Below are 19182 nucleotides of genomic sequence, written 5' to 3'. Positions count from 1 at the left end.
AAATCCCTTACCCCGATGGAGTGACCCTTGGCGCTGAGCCCGCAAAGCAACGAAGCCTTTCTGCGCGAGGTCGATGAAGAGCTGCGCAAAGATCAGGCGTTGCACGTCTGGCAGAATTACGGCCGCTGGATCATCGGTCTAGTCGTGGCTGGACTGGTCGCGTTCGGCGGCTGGCTCTATTGGCAGAGCCATAGCGACGGACGCCGGGGCGAAGAGGGCGAGAAGCTCAAGGAAGCGGTCAAGGCGCTGAACGAGAACAAGGGTCAGCAAGCCGAAGCGCCGCTCAAGGAACTGGCCGCGTCGAGTTCGTCCGGGTTCAGTGCGGCTGCGCGTTTCGCTCAGGCCGATGCGCTGCTCGCCAAGAATGACTTGAAGGGCGGCGCCGCGCTGCTGGCGACGATCGCCGCGGACACCGCCGTGTCGCCGGAGTTCCGCGATCTGGCGTTGATCCGTCAGACCGCGGCAGAATATGATTCGCTGAAGCCCGACCAGGTGGTCGCGCGGCTCGGCGCCATCGCGGTGAAGGACAGCCCATGGTTCGGCAGCGCGGGCGAGATGGTCGCGATCGCGCAGCTGCGAATGGGTAAGCGCGCCGAAGCGGGCAAGCTCTTCGCCGATATTTCCAAGACGGATGGTGTGCCGGAGGCGATCCGCACGCGCGCGCTGCAGATGGCAGGTGTGCTCGGCATCGATGCCGTTCCGAACGATGGTGAGGACAAGAAGGCGAAATGATGAAGTCGGTTCGGGTTCCCGTCGCGATGGCGGCGCTGGTGGCGCTCAGCGCCTGCGGTATCTTCAAGGGTGGCGACAAGAAGACGCCGGTGTTGGGGCAGCGCGTGCCGATCCTGGCGGCGGAGACGAGCATCGTCGCCGATCCCACCATTGCCGAGGTTCAGGTGGTCGTCCCCGCGGCGGCGCCGAATGACGCCTGGTCACAGCCGGGCGGCAATGCGTCCAAGGTGATGGGGCATTTGGCACTCGGCGAAGCGCCTGCGCGCATCTGGTCGGCGAAGATTGCGGGCACGAGCGGCCGTACCCGGCTTGCCGCCGCACCGGTGGTGGCGAACGGCACGCTGTTCGTGATGGATACCGAGGGGACCGTTCACGCATTCGACGCGGCTACTGGTGCGCGGCGCTGGCAGGTCTCGACGATCAAGGGTGAGGAGAATCGCAGCGCGGCCTTTGGCGGCGGGGTGAGCTTCGACGGCGGGCGCGTCTATGCGGCCAACGGCCTGGGCGATGTGGTGGCACTCGACGCCGCTGCGGGAACCGAAGTGTGGCGCAAGAAGCCGGGCGGCCCGCTGCGTGGTGCACCGAGCGTCGCCGACGGCAACCTGTACGTTGTGACGCAGGACAATCAGCTTTTCGCGCTGTCCGCGACGGACGGAAACACCGCCTGGACCCAGTCGGGCACGCTCGAATCGCAGGGCGTGTTCGGCGCCGCGGCACCCGCCATCGCGCAGGGCACCGTGGTCGCGGGCTTCTCCTCGGGCGAGCTTAACGCCTATCGCTATGAAAATGGCCGCACCTTGTGGAGCGATACGCTGTCGCGCTCGACCATCTCGACATCGGTGTCGAGCCTTGCCGATATCGACGCGGAACCGGTGATCGACCAGGGCCGCGTCTATGCGGTCGGGCAGGGCGGGCGCATGGCAGCGGTTGAACTCGCCAGCGGCCAGCGCCTGTGGGAACAGAATATCGCCGGAATCTCGACCCCGTGGATCGCGGGCGAGTGGTTGTTTGTCGTCACCGACGACGCGCGCCTGGTCGCGATCGCGCGTGGCACCGGCAAGGTCCGCTGGATCTCGCAGCTTCCTGGCTTCCGCAACGTGGAAAAGAAGAAGAACGCGATCACCTGGGTTGGTCCCGTGCTGGCCGGCAACCGCTTGTGGCTGGCCAACTCGCGCGGTGAGCTGGTCTCGGTGTCACCCACCGATGGCAGCATCGGTGCGACGATCGAGGGCAAGGAGGCCGTGAGCCTGAGTCCGGTGGTTGCGGGTGGCGTGCTCTACACCCTGAGCGACAAGGGTGTGATCACCGCCTATCGCTGAGCGCCGCGTTGGGATAGGAGGCGGGGATGTCCCGTCCCACCGTTGCGATCATCGGCCGACCAAATGTCGGCAAATCCACTCTGTTCAACCGCCTCGTCGGGAAACGTCTTGCGCTGGTCGATGACCAGCCGGGCGTGACCCGCGACCGGCGTGAGGGCGACGCCGAACTGCTGGGCGTGCCGTTCCGGATCATGGACACCGCCGGGTTCGAGGATGAAGATCCCGCGAGCCTGCCCGGCCGTATGCGTGTGCAGACCGAGGCGGCGGTGCGGGAGGCCGATGTCGCGCTGTTCATGATCGATGCGCGCGCGGGCATCACGCCGCTGGACGAGGAAGTCGCTCGCTGGCTGCGCAGCTCTGGTACACCCATTGTCCTGCTCGCCAACAAGGCGGAGGGCCGCGCCGCGGAGCCCGGTATCCATGAGGCGATGGCGCTCGGCCTAGGCGACCCGGTGCCCTTTTCCGCCGAGCATGGCGAGGGCATCGCCGATCTGTTCGAGGCGTTGCTGCCGTTCATCGATCGCGAGGAAGAGGCTGAGGACGATTCGGAAGGGGAAGGCCCCCTCAAGCTTGCGGTCGTTGGCCGACCCAACGCCGGCAAGTCGACGCTGATCAATCGCATGATCGGGCAGGATCGCCTGATCACGGGGCCGGAAGCGGGCATCACCCGCGATTCGATCGCGATCGATTACGAATGGGAGGATTTCGAGGGCAATAAGCGCCCGATCCGCCTGATCGACACCGCGGGCATGCGCAAGCGGGCCAAGGTGCAGGAAAAGCTCGAGTCGATGTCGGTCGTCGACGCGCTGCGTGCGATCGACTTTGCGGAAGTGGTGGTGCTGCTGCTCGATGCGACCCGCGGGTTGGAGGTGCAGGACCTCAAGATCGCCGACAAGGTGCTGCAAGAGGGCCGTGCCCTCGTGATCGCGCTCAACAAATGGGACGTCGCCGAAAACGCCTCGAGTCTGTTCAACGGCGTCAAGGGCGCGCTGGACGAGGGGTTGGCACAGGTGAAGGGTGTGCCGCTGCTCACTGTTTCGGCGGCGACAGGCAAGGGGCTCGACACGCTGATCAAGGTCGCGTTCGAGACGCGCGAGGCGTGGTCGCGGCGGATCACCACCGGGCAGCTCAATCGCTGGTTCGAGCGTGCGATCGAAGCCAATCCGCCGCCCGCGCCGGGCGGTAAGCGGATCAAGCCGCGCTACGTCACCCAGGCGAAGACGCGTCCGCCCAGCTTTATCCTGTTCGGAACGCGGGTGGATCTGCTGCCCAAGAGCTATGAGCGCTATCTGGTGAACAGCATGCGCAAGGAATTTGATTTCGGCGCGGTGCCGGTGCGGCTGACGATGCGCCCGTCGAAGAATCCCTATGATCGTGAGTGACGTGAAGCGGATCGACGCGCGCGGGCTGCGCTGCCCATGGCCGGCGCTGCGCCTGGCGCGCGCGCTGAGGAGCGGCGGCGGCCCGGTCGAGATCCTCGCTGACGATCCGGCGGCCGAGCGGGAGATCCGCGCGCTAGCGGCAGCGCGTGGCGCCGGAATTCAGGTGTTCGAGATCGATGGAGCCGCTGCGTTTCGCGTGGGTTGAATGACGCCGCGTAACCGGTCGTTTACTGATTTGGCCTTATTCATCATACAGATGTAACCGCCTGTCGCGGGAGGATGAATTGGCGCCGCATGATCCTAATGGGCTGGTCGATTGGACTGCGTTCTCGCAGGCCCGCGCCGAGCTGGGCGCCAATTTCGTGCGTATCCTGGGATATTTTCACGAGGATGGCGTCAAATCGGTCGCGCGGATCGAGGAGGCGATGCGATCGAACAACGCTGCGGCGCTGGTACTTCCCGCTCACACGCTGAAGGGCGAATCGCAACAGTTCGGTGCCGAGCCGCTCGCCGATTGTGCGGCGGCGATCGAGACGATCGCACGGCATTGCGTGGAAAACCGCTACGAGCCGAGCGAAGCGTTGCAGCATGTGGTCGAATTGCGTCCCTTGTTCGAGGCGACGCTGTCGCTGCTGGAGCGTGAGGCGAACCCGTTGATGGAGCGGCGTCCCGCCGCCGCATTCGGGCGTCGTCCGGGGTTATAGACGGGTTGCAGGGTCCCCTGCACTGACGGGACGGCACAAAGGCCGTCCCGTACTTGTTTCCCGGACGTTACTCGGCCGATTCAGGCTTCGAGTTGAGCTGGATGTAGTTCTGGATGCCCATGCGTTCGATCATCTCGAACTGGGTTTCCAGCGTATCCACATGCTCTTCCTCGCTGTCGAGGATGCGCTGGAACAGGTCGCGGCTGACATAGTCCCGGACCTTCTCGCTGTGCTCGATGGCGTCCTTGAGCACGGCGACCGCCTCATATTCCAGGTCGAGATCGGCCTTGAGCGCCTCTTCGACCGTCTCGCCGATGCGCAGCCGGCCGAGCAGCTGGAAATTGGGCAGACCGTCAAGGAACAGGATGCGTTCCGCCACCATGTCGGCGTGCTTCATCTCGTCGATCGATTCGTGCCGTTCGAACTCGGCGAGCTTCTTGACGCCCCAGTGATCGAACATCCGGTAATGGAGCCAATACTGGTTGATCGCGGTGAGCTCGTTCTTGAGCACCTCGTTGAGATAGTCGATGACCTTGGGGTCGCCCTTCATGGCTTCGTGCCTTCCGTTCAAAATCCGGGCACGAATATAGCGCCGAAACGGCGTCTCAGACAGTCAAAAAATGGCGGATTTCTGCGGTTTTCTCGAGTTGCGAACGCTACGCAGCCGCACGCTCCGCGTCGATAATCGCTCGCGCAAACGGGACGCACTGGCCGCATTTCGCCTGACGGCCGAGCGCGCGATAGGCCTGGCAGGCGCTCATCGCGCCGTCACGGGCCGCTTCCCGTACATCCTTCTCGCGAATTGCATTGCAGACGCAGACGACCATCGAAACCCTCACTTGGTTCGCAACAGTTAGGGCGACTGCGAGTGATTCGCAATGGTTATTGCGTTGCGTTCGCAACTGCTCGTCTCAGCGCGCCGCCGGCCATGGGTTGCCAGCTCCCGCGCGCCAGGCTGCGCCAGAGCCATTCGAGCGGGCCATAGGCGAATCGCTCGAGCCACGGTTTCGACCAGAGCAGCATCAGCGCCCAGACGGTGAGGACGACAAGATAGACCTCGGCCCGCGACAGCGCGCCATACCAACCGAGGCCGTAGCCGTAGAAGACCAGGGTGCAGACCAGGCTGGTCGCGAGATAGTTGGTGAACGCCATACGTCCCGCCGCCGCGATCCGGGTCGTGAGTGCACCGCCGGGCCGCATGAGCAAGATGATCAGGCTCGCCCAGCCAAGGATCATCAGCGGGCGGACGGGGATGGTGAGGACGATGACGCCCAGCATCACCGAAGAGATGGAATAGTCGGCGTCGATCATGAGCAGTGCCAAAGCGGCATATGCCGGGATGCCGACACCGAACCCGATCATCACCCACCTCAGGTAGCGGCTACGTTCCCATGCGCCGGTGAGCATTCCCGATCGGAAAGCCGCCATGCCGAACAGCATATAGGCCAACGTCTCGAACCCGAAGATGAACAGGGTACCGAACGGGGTCCAGATATGGGTCTTGAGCCGTTCGGTCGCGATGTCCAGCCAGCCGCCCTGATGGATGCCGATCTCCAGTGCCAGGGCGGCCTCGGGCGGAACACCGAAGTTGAGCGTGAAGTTGGCAAGCATCTCCCGCGCGTCACGTGCCGTCTGCGCATCCGGGCTCGAGATGTTGGCGCGCGCGGCTTCAATCCCCATCAGCATCATCAGCGCGATGAGCAACTGCACGACGAGCAGGCAAACCCCGATGCCGATCAGCCGCTTCACCGACACATTGCGGAAGAAGAAGGCGACCATGCCGATCAGGGCGTAGTGGCTAAGGATATCGCCCCACCAGATCAGCCAGCAATGGAGTAGTCCAAAGACAAGCAGCCACACCATGCGGGCATAATGGGTTCTGGCGCCGCTTTCCCCCTTTGCGACCGCGCCGTCGATCACCAGCAGCGTCGATGCGCCGAACAGGAAGGAGAAGAGCCCGCGCATCTTGCCGTCGAACAGGATGAAATTGCCCAGCCAGACGACCAGGTCGAGTCCCTCCGACCCGCCATAGGCGCGCGGGTTCATATAGGCGGCTGGGGGCATGGAGAAGGCGATGATGTTGAGGAGCAAGATGCCCATCACCGCGACGCCGCGCACCGTGTCGAGCGTAAGGATGCGGTTGCCAGCCGTGGTCGCCATGTTGCCCCCTGGATCTAATTGCTTGCTACGGTGCGGGCTGGCGCAATGCTAACGCCGGGCAACCAGCGCAATGGGGATTCCGACGAGCAGAATGTGAAACAGCAGCTGGCTGGCGATCGCGACGGCGCTTGGCGTGGTGCCGAACCGCAGCGGTACGACGATCAGATTCATCGCGACATAGGTGATCAGGCCATAGGCGACGCCCCAGTAGATGGGCTGCGCCTTGAGCTTTGGGAAGCGATCGGCGGCCAGGACGAAGATCGTGGCCATGATCGCCATGAGCGTGAAATGCACGGCGAGGCCGAGGGCTGCGCCCGAAGCCCCCCATTGCTTCGCGTCGGGGAAGGGGCCGGAAGCGACGTAGCGCAGCATCGCGTCCACCTGTCGCCCAAACGCCAGCGTCATGCCGATCGCCGCGAGAATGTCGAGCGTGCCGGCCACGAGCGTGGCGGCGCCAATCCGCTTTGCAATACTCCAGTTCTGCATCATCCCCCCTTGACCCGCCCGCCGCTCAGCGCAGCTCCTTGCGGATCATCAGTTTCAATCCCGACCAGGTTTCGTCGACCGCGCAGACCTTCACATCGACCAGACCGAGCGGCAGGGCGATCTCACGGATCACATCCTCGGTAACGTCGGTCTCTACCTTCGCGGCCTTTTTGGGCCAGGAGACCCAGACGAAGCCACTGGGAGCGATCAACTGGCGCAACGCGACCAACTCGCAGTCGAGCCGGGCGCGCTCGGTGACGAAGACGTGCGCGACATCGATGCCGGCGCCGGGCGCCGCGAGCAGTTCCAGCCCAAGCGAGTCGAGCGCGATTTCCGCGCGGACGCTGGCCGGCATGTCGGCAATGAAGGCGCGCATGCCGGGCTTGAACCCCAGCTTATCGGCGAGCGGTGTCGAGGAATAGCCGGCGGTCACTTGCTGTCGTTCCTCCCGTGATCCGTTCAGAAAGTCACAAACGTCTCGCCCCTAACGCGCGCGAGGCCGGAATTGTGCCCATCCGGCCGGCTTCAAGCGGAAGGTGGCACAAATCGACGCGGTAGGAAAACACCAACCTGCCGCCAGCGCCGCTATGCAACTATTAACCGTGCGCACATAGTGTGGGCAGGATGAGTGCGAGTGCGCCAGATTCGGTCGCCGAGCACGGCACGATGGTTGCCGCACGCACCGGCGCGGTCGCGGCCCGGCTGGCGGTGGCCCTGCCATTTGTCTTCATTCCCGCGCATATCTTCGTGGCGTTGATGACGACGGACCCGCTCGCGCTCGGCACGCTTGGGTGCGAGACGCTGGCGGCGCTGATCGCGGCGCTGGCATGCGGATGGCGCGCGCAACGCAGCAACGGCCGCGAGCGGCTGGCCTGGACACAGTTGGCCGCCGCGATGCTCTTCTGGAGCCTGGGGGTCGGATGGCAGCTGCTGGGCGCGCTGACGGGCTCGGATGCCGTGGGCACGGGTGCGATCTCGATGCTGTTGTTCGTTCTCTATGGTGTGCCTTTGGTCTTCATGCTGGCGAGTCCCGATGGGGATCCATGGCCGGCGCGGCTGGTGGACGGGGCACTGGCGCTGCTGTTGGGCGCGCTGTTCGGGGCCTATATCTTCAGCTTCGTCCATATTTCGGGCGTCAGCGACGAGGCGGGCGCACGCGCGCTGGCGATAATGTTCGACATCCAGAACGTCTTCATCGCGGTGTTCGCGCTCTTCCGGTACCGCGCGAGCGCGGTTGAGGTGGAGCGCAGGCTGTTCGGGGTGCTTGCGGCCTTCTCCGGGGTCTATCTGCTTGCCGCCGCGAGCTATAATCACCTTGTCGACGAAAGCTCGAGCACGCTTGTCAGCGTTGGGGTGGGGTTGCCGTTCATCCTGCTGAGCGTTCTTGCATTGAGCAGGCTGGACGTGGCGCCAGCTCAAACCGGCAACCCGATGCTTGTCCGGGTGGCGAGGACAGGAAGCCCGCTGATCCTGCCGTTGAGCCTGCTGATCGTGTCGGCGGCCCTGGTGCCTGAAGCGCCCGCATTGGCGATCGCAGGCTGCGTCGCGGCGACGCTGGGCTACGGTCTGCGGGCGGTGCTGACCCAGTTGCGCGGGATGAGCGAACGCGACCAACTGGCGCAGTTGTCACAGATCGACGCGCTGACCGGGCTGCCCAATCGTCGTCAGTTCGACGAAGCGCTGCGCCGCGAACTGGTGCGCGCGGGGCGAGGGGGGCAGGGCCTGGCCCTGCTGATGATCGACATCGATCACTTCAAGCTGCTCAACGATACGCTGGGCCATCAGACCGGGGACGAGCGGTTGCGCGACGTCGCGGAGGCGCTTCAGTCGTGCGCGACGCGGGCGACCGATGTGGTGGCGCGATATGGCGGCGAGGAGTTCGCGGCGATCCTGCCGGGCGCCAGTCCGGCCGAGGCGCTCGACGTGGCGGAAGCGATGCGTGCCAGCGTCGAGGCGCTGGCGCTGACCTCCCCGGCGCCGGACGGCCGCGTGACGGTGAGCATCGGCGCGGCGCGCATGACCGAGATCGACAGCGAGTCCGGCCAGCGTCTGATAGAACGCGCCGACGCCGCGCTCTATGACTCGAAGCGCGCGGGCCGGAACCGCGTGACGGCGGCCTGGCCGATCGACGAAGCCGCGCGTCAGGTCATTCGCTAGACGTTCAGGTCGCCGCCGGACCCATCAGGTTCGGGAAGAAGGCCTCATGGGCGGTGCGCAGATCGTCGAGCGACACGCACCAGTCGCCCTCGTCCAGCTCGAAGATCAGCCGGTCCTTGATCGTGCGGCCGAGCGGGTCGGCGGGGACATCGGCTTCGGCGGCCGCGCTCAGGAACTCGGTCAGAGCTTCGTCCGGAACCGTGACGAGATAGAGGCCCTGATCTTCGCCGAAGAAGCTGCCGGCGACGCCGAACGGCTGCGCCTGATCGATCATCGCGCCGATGCCCGACGCCAGCGCCATTTCGGCGAGCGTCACGGCGAGGCCGCCGTCGGAGACGTCATGGACGGCGTTGACGACGCCGCGGCCGATCATCGCGCGGACGAAGTCACCGGTGCGCTTCTCGGCCTTCAGGTCGACGGGCGGGGGCGGGCCTTCCTCGCGGCCATGGATTTCGCGCAGCCAGATCGACTGGCCGAGGTGGCCGCCGCGCTCGCCGACCGCGATGATCGCGTCGCCGGTCGCCTTGAAGCCGATGGTCATCGACTTCGACCAGTCGGCGAGGATGCCGACACCGCCGATCGCGGGGGTGGGCAGGATCGCCGAGCCGCCCCCGGTGGCCTTGGACTCGTTGTAGAGGCTGACGTTGCCCGACACGATCGGGAAGTCGAGCGCACGGCAGGCATCGCCCATGCCCTCAAGACAGCCGACGATCTGGCCCATGATCTCAGGGCGCTGCGGATTGGCGAAGTTGAGGCAGTTGGTGATCGCGAGCGGGGTCGCGCCAACCGAGGTCAGGTTGCGCCAAGCCTCGGCCACCGCCTGCTTGCCGCCCTCGACCGGGTCGGCGAAGCAGTAACGCGGGGTGCAATCGGTGGTGATCGCGAGGCCCTTTTGGGTATCGTGGACGCGGACGACCGCGGCATCGCCGCCGGGGCGCTGGACGGTGTCGGCGCCGACCATGTGGTCATACTGCTCCCAGATCCAGCGGCGCGACGCGATGTCGGGCGACCCCATCAGCTTGACCAGATCGGCGACGATGTCGGTGCTTTCCGGTTCGTCCGAAAGCTCGGCGGGCTTGGGCGTGGGTACGTGCGGACGGTCGTAGAGCGGCGCTTCGTCCGCGAGCGGGGCGAGCGGGATGTCGGCGACGGTATCGCCCTTCCACTTGAGCACCATGCGGCCGGTGTCGGTGACATGGCCAATGACCGCGAAGTCCAGCTCCCATTTGCGGAAGATCGCTTCGGCGAAGGCTTCACGGCCGGGCTTGAGCACCATGAGCATGCGCTCCTGGCTCTCCGACAGCATCATTTCGTACGGCGTCATGCCGGTTTCGCGCTGCGGCACGTCGTCCATGATCAACTCGATGCCGACGCCGCCCTTGGACGCCATCTCGACCGAAGAGGAGGTGAGGCCGGCCGCGCCCATATCCTGGATCGCGACGATCGCATCGGAGGCCATCAGTTCGAGGCACGCCTCGATCAGCAGCTTTTCGGTGAAGGGGTCGCCGACCTGGACGGTCGGGCGCTTGGCATCGGCATCCTCGCCGAAGTCCGCGCTGGCCATGGTCGCGCCATGGATGCCGTCGCGACCGGTCTTCGAACCGACATAGACGATCGGATTGCCGACGCCCGATGCGGCCGAGTAGAAGATCTTGTCGGTCTGGGCGACGCCCACGGTCATCGCGTTGACCAGGATGTTGCCGTCATAGGCCTTGTGGAAATTGACCTCGCCGCCGACGGTCGGGACGCCGACGCAATTGCCATAGCCGCCGATGCCATGGACCACGCCGGAGATGAGATGCTTCATCTTGGGGTGATCGGGTCGGCCGAAGCGCAGCGCGTTCATGTTCGCGACCGGACGCGCGCCCATGGTGAACACATCGCGCAGGATGCCGCCGACGCCGGTCGCCGCGCCCTGATAGGGTTCGATGTAAGACGGGTGATTGTGGCTCTCCATCTTGAAGATGGCGGCCTGGCCGTCGCCGATGTCGATGACGCCCGCATTCTCGCCGGGGCCGCAGATCACCCAGGGCGCCTCGGTCGGGAGCTTCTTCAAGTGGATGCGGCTCGACTTGTAGCTGCAATGCTCGGACCACATCACCGAGAAGATGCCCAGCTCGGTGAGGTTGGGCTCGCGGCCCATCGCGTGCAGGACGCGCTCATATTCCTCGGGGGACAGGCCGTGTTCGGCGACGATCTCGGGCGTGATCTGAGTCATGGCCGCGCGCATAGCGGGGGCGAAGCGGTTCGTCACCCCCACGGAAAGCGACGGTTCAGGCGATTTGTGCGTTTAGGCGTGCATGACGGCGATCATGCTCTCGAGTCCGCGCGAACGGGCGGGCGGCGCGGTGGCTGCGTTGGCGGTGACATGTGCGCTGGGCGCGATCCTCGCGCTGGGGCTGGCCGTGCGCGAACGCCTGAGCGGAGACGAAACCGGAGTCGCTTTGTTCGACATCCTGCCCGAGCCGGAACCCAAGGCGAAGGTGGAACGGATGCCCGAGCGCAATACGCGGCCCTCGGGAGAGGCTGCCCCGCCCAATCTGCGCTCGCGCGCGACCGAGGTGGTGGCGCCCAAGCCGGTGGTTCCCATCGTCGTGCAGCCGCTCGTGATCGCCGCGGAAAAGCCAGCCGACGCGGCGGAGGCGACGAGCGGCGCCGCGGAGGTAGCCGGACCCGGAACGGGAGCAGGCGGGCAGGGCAATGGCTTTGGCGGGGGCGGCAGCGGGGATGGCGACGGAGCGGGCGATCCCGACGCGACGCCGCCGCGGCAGATTCGCGGCCGCATTCGCGACTCGGACTATCCCGAGGATCTGGCGGATGCCGGGATCGGGGGCCGGGTGACCGTGCTGTTCCTGGTCCAGACCGACGGGCGGGTGCCGGAATGCGATGTGGTGGGATCGAGCGGTATCCCAAGGCTGGATGCGCTGACCTGTCGGCTGATCCGCGAGCGGTTCCGCTTCAAGCCGTCGCGCGACGGGAGAGGGCGCCCGGTTCCGGCACTGGTGCGCGAGAGCCACGAATGGGTGTTCGAGCGGTTGCCGCCCGAACCTGAATGAGCCGCTAACTGGACTTTAGTCCCTTGGGTGCTAACGCGGCCCTATGCACGGGGTACGCGATACACAGGCGCAGGTGATGCCGATTCAGGCCGCCTGGCAGTGCGACCTGCGCGATGATTCGCTGACCTGGAGCGACGGGGTGTACGACCTGTTCGGGCTACCGCGTGCCGGTGCGCTCGATCGGGATGCGATCGTCGCGATGTACCTTCCCGAATCGCAGGCGGAACTGGCGCGGCTGCGCAACTCGGCGATCGCGGCGTGCGGAAGCTTCACCTTCGAAGCGCGAATCCGGCGGGCGGATGGCGAACTGCGCTGGATGCGTGTGACCGCCGATGTCGTCGCCGAGAATGGCGTCGCCCGCTATCTTTATGGCACCAAGATCGACGTGACCGACGAAATGACCGGCGAGCCGGGCTAGAGGATCTCGCGGATCGCTTCGGGCGGACGGCCGAGGCGAACGCCCTTTTCGGTTTCCACCAGCGGACGTTCGATCAGGATCGGGTCGGCGGCCATCGCGTCGAGGATCGCATCGTCCGACGCATCCTTGAGCGGCTTCGCGCCGTCCTCCGCCTTGCGCAGCCCGTCGCGGGGCGAAATACCCGCCTTCGCATAGAGCCGTGCGAGTTCGTCGCGCGACGGCGGGGTCTTGAGATACTCCACCACCGTCACCTCGGCACCCGCATCGTTGAGCAGCGCGAGCGCTTCCCGCGACTTGGAGCAGCGCGGATTGTGATAGATGGTCGCCTTCATCATGCATTCCCCAACTGGATCGCGTGCCTACATAGGGCGGAATGGCACGGGTGCCAGCGGTGAAGGAATGGCGATGACGGAAAAGCGGGTGTGCTTCGATTTCGAGGTGAGCTTCACCAATGGCGGCGGGGTGCAGGGGCAGGATTTTCGCCTGGATATCGAGGGCGACGAGATCGATGACGCCGAGCTTGCCCGCTATGTGATCGCCGACCTGCGGCTGCTGATGGTGGGCGAGGTGCGCATCCTCAACAAGCGGATCATCGAGGAACGGCATAAGCGCGGGGAAATCGCGGAAGCGCCGGTTGCGCCGGGTGCACGGCTGATCGACCTTAGCCATGTGATCGAGGCGGGGATGATCACCTATAAGGGGCTGCCCGCGCCACTGATCTGCGACCATCTGTCGCGAGAAGCTTCGCGCGGGTTCTATGCCGAGGGGACCGAGTTCCAGATCGACCGGATCGAGCTGGTGGGCAACACCGGCACCTATCTCGACACGCCCTATCACCGCTATGCCGACGGCCATGACCTCGCCGATCTGCCGCTGGCGCGCGTGGCGGATTGCGAGGGTGTTGTGGTCCGCGTCGAGGGCGCGGCGGATCGTGCGATCGATTGGGCCGTGTTCGCCGCGACCGACGTGCGCGACAAGGCCGTGCTGGTGCATACCGGCTGGGACCGACACTGGCGTACCGACCAGTATTTCGAGGGGCATCCGCATCTGACCGAGGCGGCAGCGGTGTATCTGCGCGACCAGGGTGCGCGGCTGGTCGGGGTCGATTCGTTCAATATCGACAATGTGTCCGAGAATACCCGGCCGGTGCATAGCGTCTTGCTGGGTGCTGGCATCCCGATCGTCGAGCATATGACGCGGCTGGGTGAACTGCCTGCGAGCGGTTTCCGTTTCTCGGCTGTGCCGCCGAAGGTGCGGCATATGGGGACGTTCCCGGTGCGTCCCTGGGCGATCCTGCCGGATTGATACGGCGGCGCGGCTTGTCACTATTTCAAGTGACGCCGATCGTTACGCAGCCGTATATGAGGGCGCGCGTGTTGCGAGTTTCCGCTTCTGGTTCGAAGGGCCCGCCGTCGGCGGGAGGGGGAAGGCATGAGCACGCGTTCGGCGATATTGGCGTCGGCCATCGGTCTGTTTTTGGCGGGGTGCGTACCCTCAGCCCCGGTACTGAGCGGCAATATCGGCGCGATCCGTACGGGGGCGGCTCAGACCCGAACCGAATCGGCCAGCGCCTTTGCAACGATCAACACCACCGGGCGAGACAGCGCGATCGAGGGGCTGCTCGATGAAAGCGCGGCGCCGAGCGACGATGCGCTGGCGCCGCTGATCACGCGCGACACGGCGACGCGGTGGAATACGGCATTCGATCAGATCGACGCCTATCTGGCGGCGCTTCAGGACCTGAGCGACACCAAGCGTTCGGATGAAGCCTATACGCGGCTCGCTGGAGTCGGCGGCGCGCTGCAGAATGGCGCGCTGCACGTGCGGCTCCCCCGGGATTCGGCGAGCGCGTTCACGGCCTTTGGCGCGGCGGTTCAGGCCGGAGCGGAGCGCAAGACCCAGTCGATCATGCGTGATGTTGATCCGGCCTTTCAGGCACTGGTGCGGGGAATGGGCGACCTGGTCGCTGGACCGGGCAAGGGAACGCTGTCGGGCATCGTCGAGACGCAGTGGCGGGAGCGGTTGGATGGAATAGCGGCGGACGAGTATGGCAGTGTGAAGCAAGGGACGCGCGACCAGCGGCGCGCGGTGATCCAGGATTACAGCAAGGCGCTGGATGCGCGCGACGCGCAACTCTATGCGCTGGCCAGCCTGCGCGACAGCCTGTTCGCGCTGGCCGAAGCGCACAGCGCGGCGGCGAAGAGCAAGGACGGCGCGGCGCTCTACTGGATCGAGCAGATTGACCAGCGGCTCGCGAAGGCGCGCGCCAGCGTGCAGGAGGCACGATAATGCCAGACAGCAGCATCGACCAGATCGTCGCGGAGCTGGAGGGCATTCGCGACGCGCTTCAGGCGCGACGGCTCGACGCGAACAGCGCGGATGAGCGCCAGCGGCTCGCCGCCGAATACCGCAAGATCAACAGCCGTATCATCAAGCTTCAGGCTGCCGCGTTCGCCACCGCGACCGATGCGCTGGGCAGCCAGCTCGCATCGATCCGCAACGCGGGAATCGAGATCAAGAAGGCAGCCAAGCGGATCGATGCGATGAACGACGTGCTGCACGGCGTTGCCGGGGTGCTGGGCGTAGTCGATTCGATCCTGAGGATCGCGGGGCGAGCAACGCTCGCCTGATCCTCAGCCCTTCTCTTCCTCGCGCGCCAGCCACTCTTCCAGCCACTTGATCGTATAGTCGCCCTGCTGGAATTGCGGGTTGTCGAGCAACGCCTGGTGCAGCGGGATCGTGGTCTTCATCCCGTCGCCCTCGATCACGAACTCTTCGAGCGCGCGGCGCAGGCGGCGCAAGGCGCCCTGGCGAGTGGTGCCATAGACGATCAGCTTGGCGATCATGCTGTCGTAATAGGGTGGCACCTTGTAGCCGGTGTAGAGGCCGCTATCGACGCGAACGTTCATGCCGCCTGGCGCGTGATAGGCCTTCACCAGTCCCGGCGAAGGCGCGAAGGTGCGCGGGTCTTCCGCGTTGATGCGGCATTCGATCGCGTGGCCGCGGAACTGGACGTCCTGCTGGCGCAGGGTCAGCGGATGCCCCTCGGCGACGCGGATCTGTTCGCGGACGAGGTCCAGGCCGGTGATCGCCTCGGTCACCGGATGTTCGACCTGAAGCCGCGTGTTCATCTCGATGAAGTAGAACTCGCCATTTTCCCACAGGAACTCGATCGTGCCCGCGCCGCGATAGCCCATGTCGGCCATCGCCTTGGCGCAGATGCCGCCGATGCGGTCGCGTTCCTCAGCCGAGAGGACCGGGGAGGGGGCTTCCTCAAGCACCTTCTGGTGACGGCGCTGGAGCGAGCAATCGCGCTCGCCCAGATGGATGGCATTGCCATTGCCGTCGCCGAACACCTGGATCTCGATGTGGCGCGGATTGCCGAGATACTTCTCGAGATAGACGGTGGCGTCGCCGAATGCGGCCTTCGCCTCGCTGCCCGCCTGCTGCATCAGCGTTTCGAACTGGTCGGGGTCGTTGCAGACCTTCATGCCGCGACCGCCGCCGCCCGATGCGGCCTTGATGATCACCGGATAGCCGATCTCGGCCGCCAGCTTCTTGGCTTCCTCGACGTCGCTGATCGCGCCGTCCGAACCGGGGACGAGCGGCAGGCCGAGCGCGCCGGCGGTACGCTTGGCTTCGACCTTGTCGCCCATCGTGCGGATGTGTTCGGGCTTCGGCCCAACGAAGATCAGGTTATGCAGTTCGACGATCTCGGCGAACTTGGCGTTTTCCGAGAGGAAGCCATAGCCCGGATGGATCGCGTCGGCGCCCGAGATTTCGGCGGCCGAGATGATGTTGGGGATGTTGAGATACGAATCCGCCGCGGCCGGAGGGCCGATGCAGACGGCCTGATCGGCGAGGCGGACATGCATCGCGTCGGCATCCGCGGTCGAATGGACCGCGACCGTCTTGATCCCCATTTCATGGCATGCGCGATGGATGCGCAACGCTATTTCGCCGCGATTGGCGATCAGGAGCTTTTTGATTTCTGGCAAGGCGCGTTACTCGACCACGACGAGCGGCTGATCGAATTCGACCGGCTGGCCGTTCTCGATCAGGATCGCCTTGACGGTGCCGCCATGCGGCGCGGCGATCGGGTTCATCACCTTCATCGCCTCGACGATCACCAGCGTGTCGCCGGCCTTGACCTGGCTGCCCACCGCGACGAACGGCTTGGCGCCGGGTTCGCCGGAGAGGTAAACGGTGCCGACCATCGGCGACTTGACCGCATTCTCATGCGCCGGGGTTATCGACGCGGGATCCGACGGCATCGATGCGGGCGCGGCGGCAACCGGCGCGGCGATCGGGGCGGGCGCGGCATAGGCGACCGGCGCGGCGCTGACCTTACGCGCGACGCGAACCTTGCGGTCGCCGTCCTCGACCTCGATCTCGGTCAGGTTGGTTTCGTCGAGCACGGCGGCGAGCTGGCGCACCAGTTCGATATCCACGTGCATGTTCTTTTTGTTCTCTTCGCTCATGCGACCTCGAAATTCAGAGCGCGCCCGCTAGTTGATGCAGGCCCCGCTTGCAAACGCGCCTCTTAGTCAAGATGGACCCGCTTGCAAACGGGTCCTGGCTGTCAAAGACGCGCGGCGGCTTCCAGCGCCAGCACGTAGGACAGCGCACCGAAGCCGGCGATGGTCCCTTTTGCCGCCATTCCGACATAGCTGTGGCGGCGATATTCCTCACGCGCGTGCGGGTTGGAGATATGGACTTCGATCACCGGCGTGCGGATCGATCGGATGCAGTCGTACAGCGCCAGCGAGGTGTGGGTATAGGCGCCGGAGTTGAGCAGGATCGCCTTCGCGTCGCGCGCCTGCGCCTCGTGCATCCAGTCGATCAGATGGCCTTCGTGATTCGACTGGCGCATATCGATCGACAGGCCGAGTTCGCGACCGCGATCCTCGAGCATCCCGGCGATGTCGTCGAGCGTGTCCGAACCGTAGATTTCCGGCTCGCGCATGCCGAGCAGGTTCAGGTTCGGCCCGTTGAGTACGTAGATCGTATCCGTCATGCCGACTCCCGCATTTGAGCTTTTGCGCCAGTCGCTATATCGCGCCCCAGCGAAAGGACCAGTATCCAGTATGCAGACTCACAGCGACGGCACGATCACCATCACGGTCAACGGCGAGCATCGCCGCGTTGCGGGCGGCATCACGCTCGCGCAGCTTGCATCGGAGCTGGGCCTCGCGCCAGAAAAGGTGGCGGTCGAGCGCAACCTGGAGGTGGTGCCGCGATCGACGCTGGCGCAGGTCCTGGTCGAGGATGGCGACGAGCTGGAGATCGTCCATTTCGTTGGTGGTGGCGATCATGCCGCAGCCGTGAGTGACGACACCTGGACCGTCGCCGGCAAGACCTTCCACTCACGGCTGATCGTCGGGACCGGCAAGTACAAGGATTATGAGCAGAACGCGGCGGCGGTCGAGGCGTCGGGCGCGGAGATCGTGACCGTTGCGGTGCGCCGGGTGAATGTCAGCGATCCCAATGCGCCGATGCTGATGGACTATATCGATCCCAAGAAGATCACCTACCTTCCCAATACCGCCGGCTGCTTCGACGCCGACAGCGCGATCCGCACGCTGCGGCTGGCGCGCGAGGCGGGTGGCTGGGAGCTGGTCAAGCTCGAGGTGCTGGGCGAGGCCAAGACGCTCTATCCCGACATGCTCGAGACACTACGCGCGACCGAGATTCTCGCCAATGAAGGCTTCAAGCCGATGGTCTATTGCGCCGATGATCCCATCGCGGCGAAGCGGCTGGAGGATGCCGGCGCGGTGGCGATCATGCCGCTGGGCGCGCCGATCGGATCGGGGTTGGGCATCCAGAACCAGGTGATGATCCGCCTGATCGTCGAAGGCGCCAAGGTGCCGGTGCTGGTCGATGCGGGCGTGGGCACGGCGAGCGACGCGGCGGTGGCGATGGAGCTGGGTTGCGACGGCGTATTGATGAACACCGCGATCGCCGAGGCCAAGGAGCCGATCATGATGGCGCGCGCGATGCGGCTTGCGGTCGAGGGCGGGCGGCTGGCCTATCTTTCGGGGCGTATGGCCAAGCGCCGCTATGCCGATCCGTCGAGCCCGCTGGCGGGCCTGATCTAGACTCGTCCCACCAGCCACACGGTCATGCCGCCGCAATCGGGATCCTCGATGCGGTGGGCGATCACGGCAAGGCCGCAGCTGGCGAACAGGGCGCGATATTCGGCGGGGGCGAGGCTGGCGTGGAACAGCTCCTCGCCCTCCAGCTCACCGATCGCGATGCCGCGCGCGGGGCCGGTGTTGAGCAGCGCGACCCCACCGCGCTTGAGCCAGACGGCGATGCGCGGGATGAGCTTCTCCTGCCATTCGACGTCGAGGTGGAACAGGCTGCTCCAGGCGATGATGCCGTCATAGATGCTCGATTCGGCGCCGAACTTGCGCATGTCCGCTTCGATCCAGCGATGGCGCGGGAAGCGGGTGTGGGCGAGGTGGACCATCGTCGGCGCGATATCGACCCCGGTCAGGTGAAAGCCGCGGTCGATGAGGTAGCGCGCGAGCGGCTCGCCGCCGCCGCAACCCAGATCGAGCAGGTCGCCGTCCTTGGGCAGGTGCCGGATCAGGCGGTCGAGCCAGATGCGTTCGGGAAAGCTTCTGCGGCGCGCGGCATCGAACGCGTGGGCGTGGCGCTGGTACAGCTCCGCGATACGGTCAGGCACGCCGCAGATCCGCCACGCTCTGGCGCCTTTCAGGAACCGTTCCATCCCCCATCGATTGGATAGTCCGAACCCACCAA

General features: G+C 65.5%; 23 protein-coding genes. 12 read left to right on the top strand and 11 right to left on the bottom strand.

Annotation, left to right across the window (positions count from 1 at the left end; translation table 11 throughout):
* The first annotated feature begins 27 nt into the window (after positions 1-27).
* The 5 genes from AC07M1_RS11485 (at position 28) to AC07M1_RS11465 (ending at position 4137) form a co-directional block, all read left to right on the top strand.
* Positions 28-732, top strand: coding sequence for a tetratricopeptide repeat protein (locus AC07M1_RS11485; RefSeq protein ID WP_495162671.1), 705 nt, complete (start codon positions 28-30; stop codon positions 730-732).
* Positions 729-2051, top strand: a complete 1323-nt coding sequence (locus tag AC07M1_RS11480; RefSeq protein WP_495162670.1) for an outer membrane protein assembly factor BamB family protein — start codon at positions 729-731, stop codon at positions 2049-2051. Before AC07M1_RS11485 ends, AC07M1_RS11480 begins: the two co-directional genes overlap by 4 nt.
* 26 nt (positions 2052-2077) lie before the next feature.
* Positions 2078-3433, top strand: a complete 1356-nt coding sequence (gene der, locus AC07M1_RS11475) for a ribosome biogenesis GTPase Der (RefSeq protein WP_495162669.1) — start codon at positions 2078-2080, stop codon at positions 3431-3433.
* A complete protein-coding gene (locus AC07M1_RS11470; protein WP_495162668.1) occupies positions 3420-3638 on the top strand; it encodes a sulfurtransferase TusA family protein in 219 nt (72 codons plus the stop codon). The genes der and AC07M1_RS11470 overlap by 14 nt, the downstream gene beginning before the upstream one ends.
* A 79-nt stretch (positions 3639-3717) precedes the next feature.
* Complete coding sequence (locus AC07M1_RS11465) at positions 3718-4137, top strand: Hpt domain-containing protein (RefSeq protein ID WP_495162667.1); 420 nt, start codon at positions 3718-3720, stop codon at positions 4135-4137.
* Positions 4138-4204: 67 nt separating this feature from the next.
* On the opposite strand, the gene bfr is transcribed toward AC07M1_RS11465, so the two are convergent.
* From bfr to AC07M1_RS11440, 5 genes are all read right to left on the bottom strand, one after another.
* On the bottom strand, positions 4205-4687 hold the full coding sequence (gene bfr / locus AC07M1_RS11460) for a bacterioferritin (RefSeq protein WP_495162666.1): 483 nt from the start codon (positions 4685-4687) through the stop codon (positions 4205-4207).
* A 106-nt stretch (positions 4688-4793) separates the two neighbouring features.
* Positions 4794-4964 (bottom strand): (2Fe-2S)-binding protein, encoded by a 171-nt coding sequence (locus AC07M1_RS11455; RefSeq protein WP_075152142.1) that lies wholly within the window; start codon positions 4962-4964, stop codon positions 4794-4796.
* Between the two features lie 55 nt (positions 4965-5019).
* Positions 5020-6297 (bottom strand): DUF418 domain-containing protein, encoded by a 1278-nt coding sequence (locus tag AC07M1_RS11450; RefSeq protein WP_495162665.1) that lies wholly within the window; start codon positions 6295-6297, stop codon positions 5020-5022.
* A 48-nt stretch (positions 6298-6345) separates the two neighbouring features.
* Positions 6346-6783: a hypothetical protein gene (locus tag AC07M1_RS11445; protein ID WP_495162664.1), complete on the bottom strand. Its 438-nt coding sequence runs from the start codon at positions 6781-6783 to the stop codon at positions 6346-6348.
* Positions 6784-6808: 25 nt separating this feature from the next.
* Complete coding sequence (locus tag AC07M1_RS11440; RefSeq protein WP_495162663.1) at positions 6809-7216, bottom strand: DUF3052 family protein; 408 nt, start codon at positions 7214-7216, stop codon at positions 6809-6811.
* A 191-nt stretch (positions 7217-7407) separates the two neighbouring features.
* Here AC07M1_RS11440 and AC07M1_RS11435 point away from each other — a divergent pair, with 191 nt between their 5' ends.
* The gene (locus AC07M1_RS11435; RefSeq protein ID WP_495162662.1) at positions 7408-8940 is read left to right on the top strand and encodes a GGDEF domain-containing protein; all 1533 of its coding nucleotides are present in this window, start codon (positions 7408-7410) and stop codon (positions 8938-8940) included.
* A gap of 4 nt (positions 8941-8944) precedes the next feature.
* Here AC07M1_RS11435 and purL read toward each other — a convergent pair whose 3' ends face one another.
* Positions 8945-11158, bottom strand: coding sequence for a phosphoribosylformylglycinamidine synthase subunit PurL (gene purL / locus AC07M1_RS11430; RefSeq protein WP_495162661.1), 2214 nt, complete (start codon positions 11156-11158; stop codon positions 8945-8947).
* 82 nt (positions 11159-11240) lie between these two features.
* On the opposite strand from purL, the gene AC07M1_RS11425 reads away from it, so the two are divergent.
* Entirely contained in the window at positions 11241-11996 is a 756-nt protein-coding gene (locus tag AC07M1_RS11425) for an energy transducer TonB (protein WP_495162660.1), read from the top strand.
* 43 nt (positions 11997-12039) lie between these two features.
* Complete coding sequence (locus AC07M1_RS11420; protein ID WP_495162659.1) at positions 12040-12414, top strand: PAS domain-containing protein; 375 nt, start codon at positions 12040-12042, stop codon at positions 12412-12414.
* Here the strand turns inward: AC07M1_RS11420 and arsC are convergent.
* Complete coding sequence (arsC, locus tag AC07M1_RS11415) at positions 12411-12746, bottom strand: arsenate reductase (glutaredoxin) (RefSeq protein ID WP_495162658.1); 336 nt, start codon at positions 12744-12746, stop codon at positions 12411-12413. The two genes, AC07M1_RS11420 and arsC, sit on opposite strands and share 4 nt — an antisense overlap.
* A gap of 73 nt (positions 12747-12819) precedes the next feature.
* On the opposite strand from arsC, the gene AC07M1_RS11410 reads away from it, so the two are divergent.
* The 3 genes from AC07M1_RS11410 to AC07M1_RS11400 all read left to right on the top strand — a co-directional run bounded on the left by AC07M1_RS11410 (position 12820) and on the right by AC07M1_RS11400 (position 15044).
* Positions 12820-13719: a cyclase family protein gene (locus tag AC07M1_RS11410; RefSeq protein WP_495162657.1), complete on the top strand. Its 900-nt coding sequence runs from the start codon at positions 12820-12822 to the stop codon at positions 13717-13719.
* 126 nt (positions 13720-13845) lie between these two features.
* Positions 13846-14703 carry a hypothetical protein gene (locus AC07M1_RS11405; protein ID WP_495162656.1) on the top strand — a complete coding sequence of 286 codons (858 nt, stop codon included), beginning with the start codon at positions 13846-13848 and terminating at the stop codon, positions 14701-14703.
* Complete coding sequence (locus AC07M1_RS11400; RefSeq protein ID WP_495162655.1) at positions 14703-15044, top strand: hypothetical protein; 342 nt, start codon at positions 14703-14705, stop codon at positions 15042-15044. Before AC07M1_RS11405 ends, AC07M1_RS11400 begins: the two co-directional genes overlap by 1 nt.
* 3 nt (positions 15045-15047) lie before the next feature.
* On the opposite strand, the gene accC is transcribed toward AC07M1_RS11400, so the two are convergent.
* From accC to aroQ, 3 genes are all read right to left on the bottom strand, one after another.
* Entirely contained in the window at positions 15048-16412 is a 1365-nt protein-coding gene (gene accC / locus AC07M1_RS11395; RefSeq protein WP_495162654.1) for an acetyl-CoA carboxylase biotin carboxylase subunit, read from the bottom strand.
* A 6-nt stretch (positions 16413-16418) separates the two neighbouring features.
* Positions 16419-16895: an acetyl-CoA carboxylase biotin carboxyl carrier protein gene (gene accB / locus AC07M1_RS11390; RefSeq protein WP_495162653.1), complete on the bottom strand. Its 477-nt coding sequence runs from the start codon at positions 16893-16895 to the stop codon at positions 16419-16421.
* 101 nt (positions 16896-16996) lie between these two features.
* Positions 16997-17431: a type II 3-dehydroquinate dehydratase gene (gene aroQ, locus AC07M1_RS11385; protein WP_495162652.1), complete on the bottom strand. Its 435-nt coding sequence runs from the start codon at positions 17429-17431 to the stop codon at positions 16997-16999.
* Between the two features lie 70 nt (positions 17432-17501).
* Between aroQ and thiS the strand changes: the two genes are divergently transcribed.
* Entirely contained in the window at positions 17502-18512 is a 1011-nt protein-coding gene (gene thiS, locus AC07M1_RS11380) for a sulfur carrier protein ThiS (protein WP_495162651.1), read from the top strand.
* Here thiS and AC07M1_RS11375 read toward each other — a convergent pair.
* Positions 18509-19105 carry a class I SAM-dependent DNA methyltransferase gene (locus AC07M1_RS11375; protein WP_495162650.1) on the bottom strand — a complete coding sequence of 199 codons (597 nt, stop codon included), beginning with the start codon at positions 19103-19105 and terminating at the stop codon, positions 18509-18511. The two genes, thiS and AC07M1_RS11375, sit on opposite strands and share 4 nt — an antisense overlap.
* Positions 19106-19182: the final 77 nt, after the last annotated feature.

This window comes from Sphingomonas sp. GW821-FHT10C01, assembly GCF_059415525.1.
The sequence above is the reverse complement of the archived record's forward strand: the minus strand, read 5'-3'. Positions and strand labels throughout refer to the sequence as shown.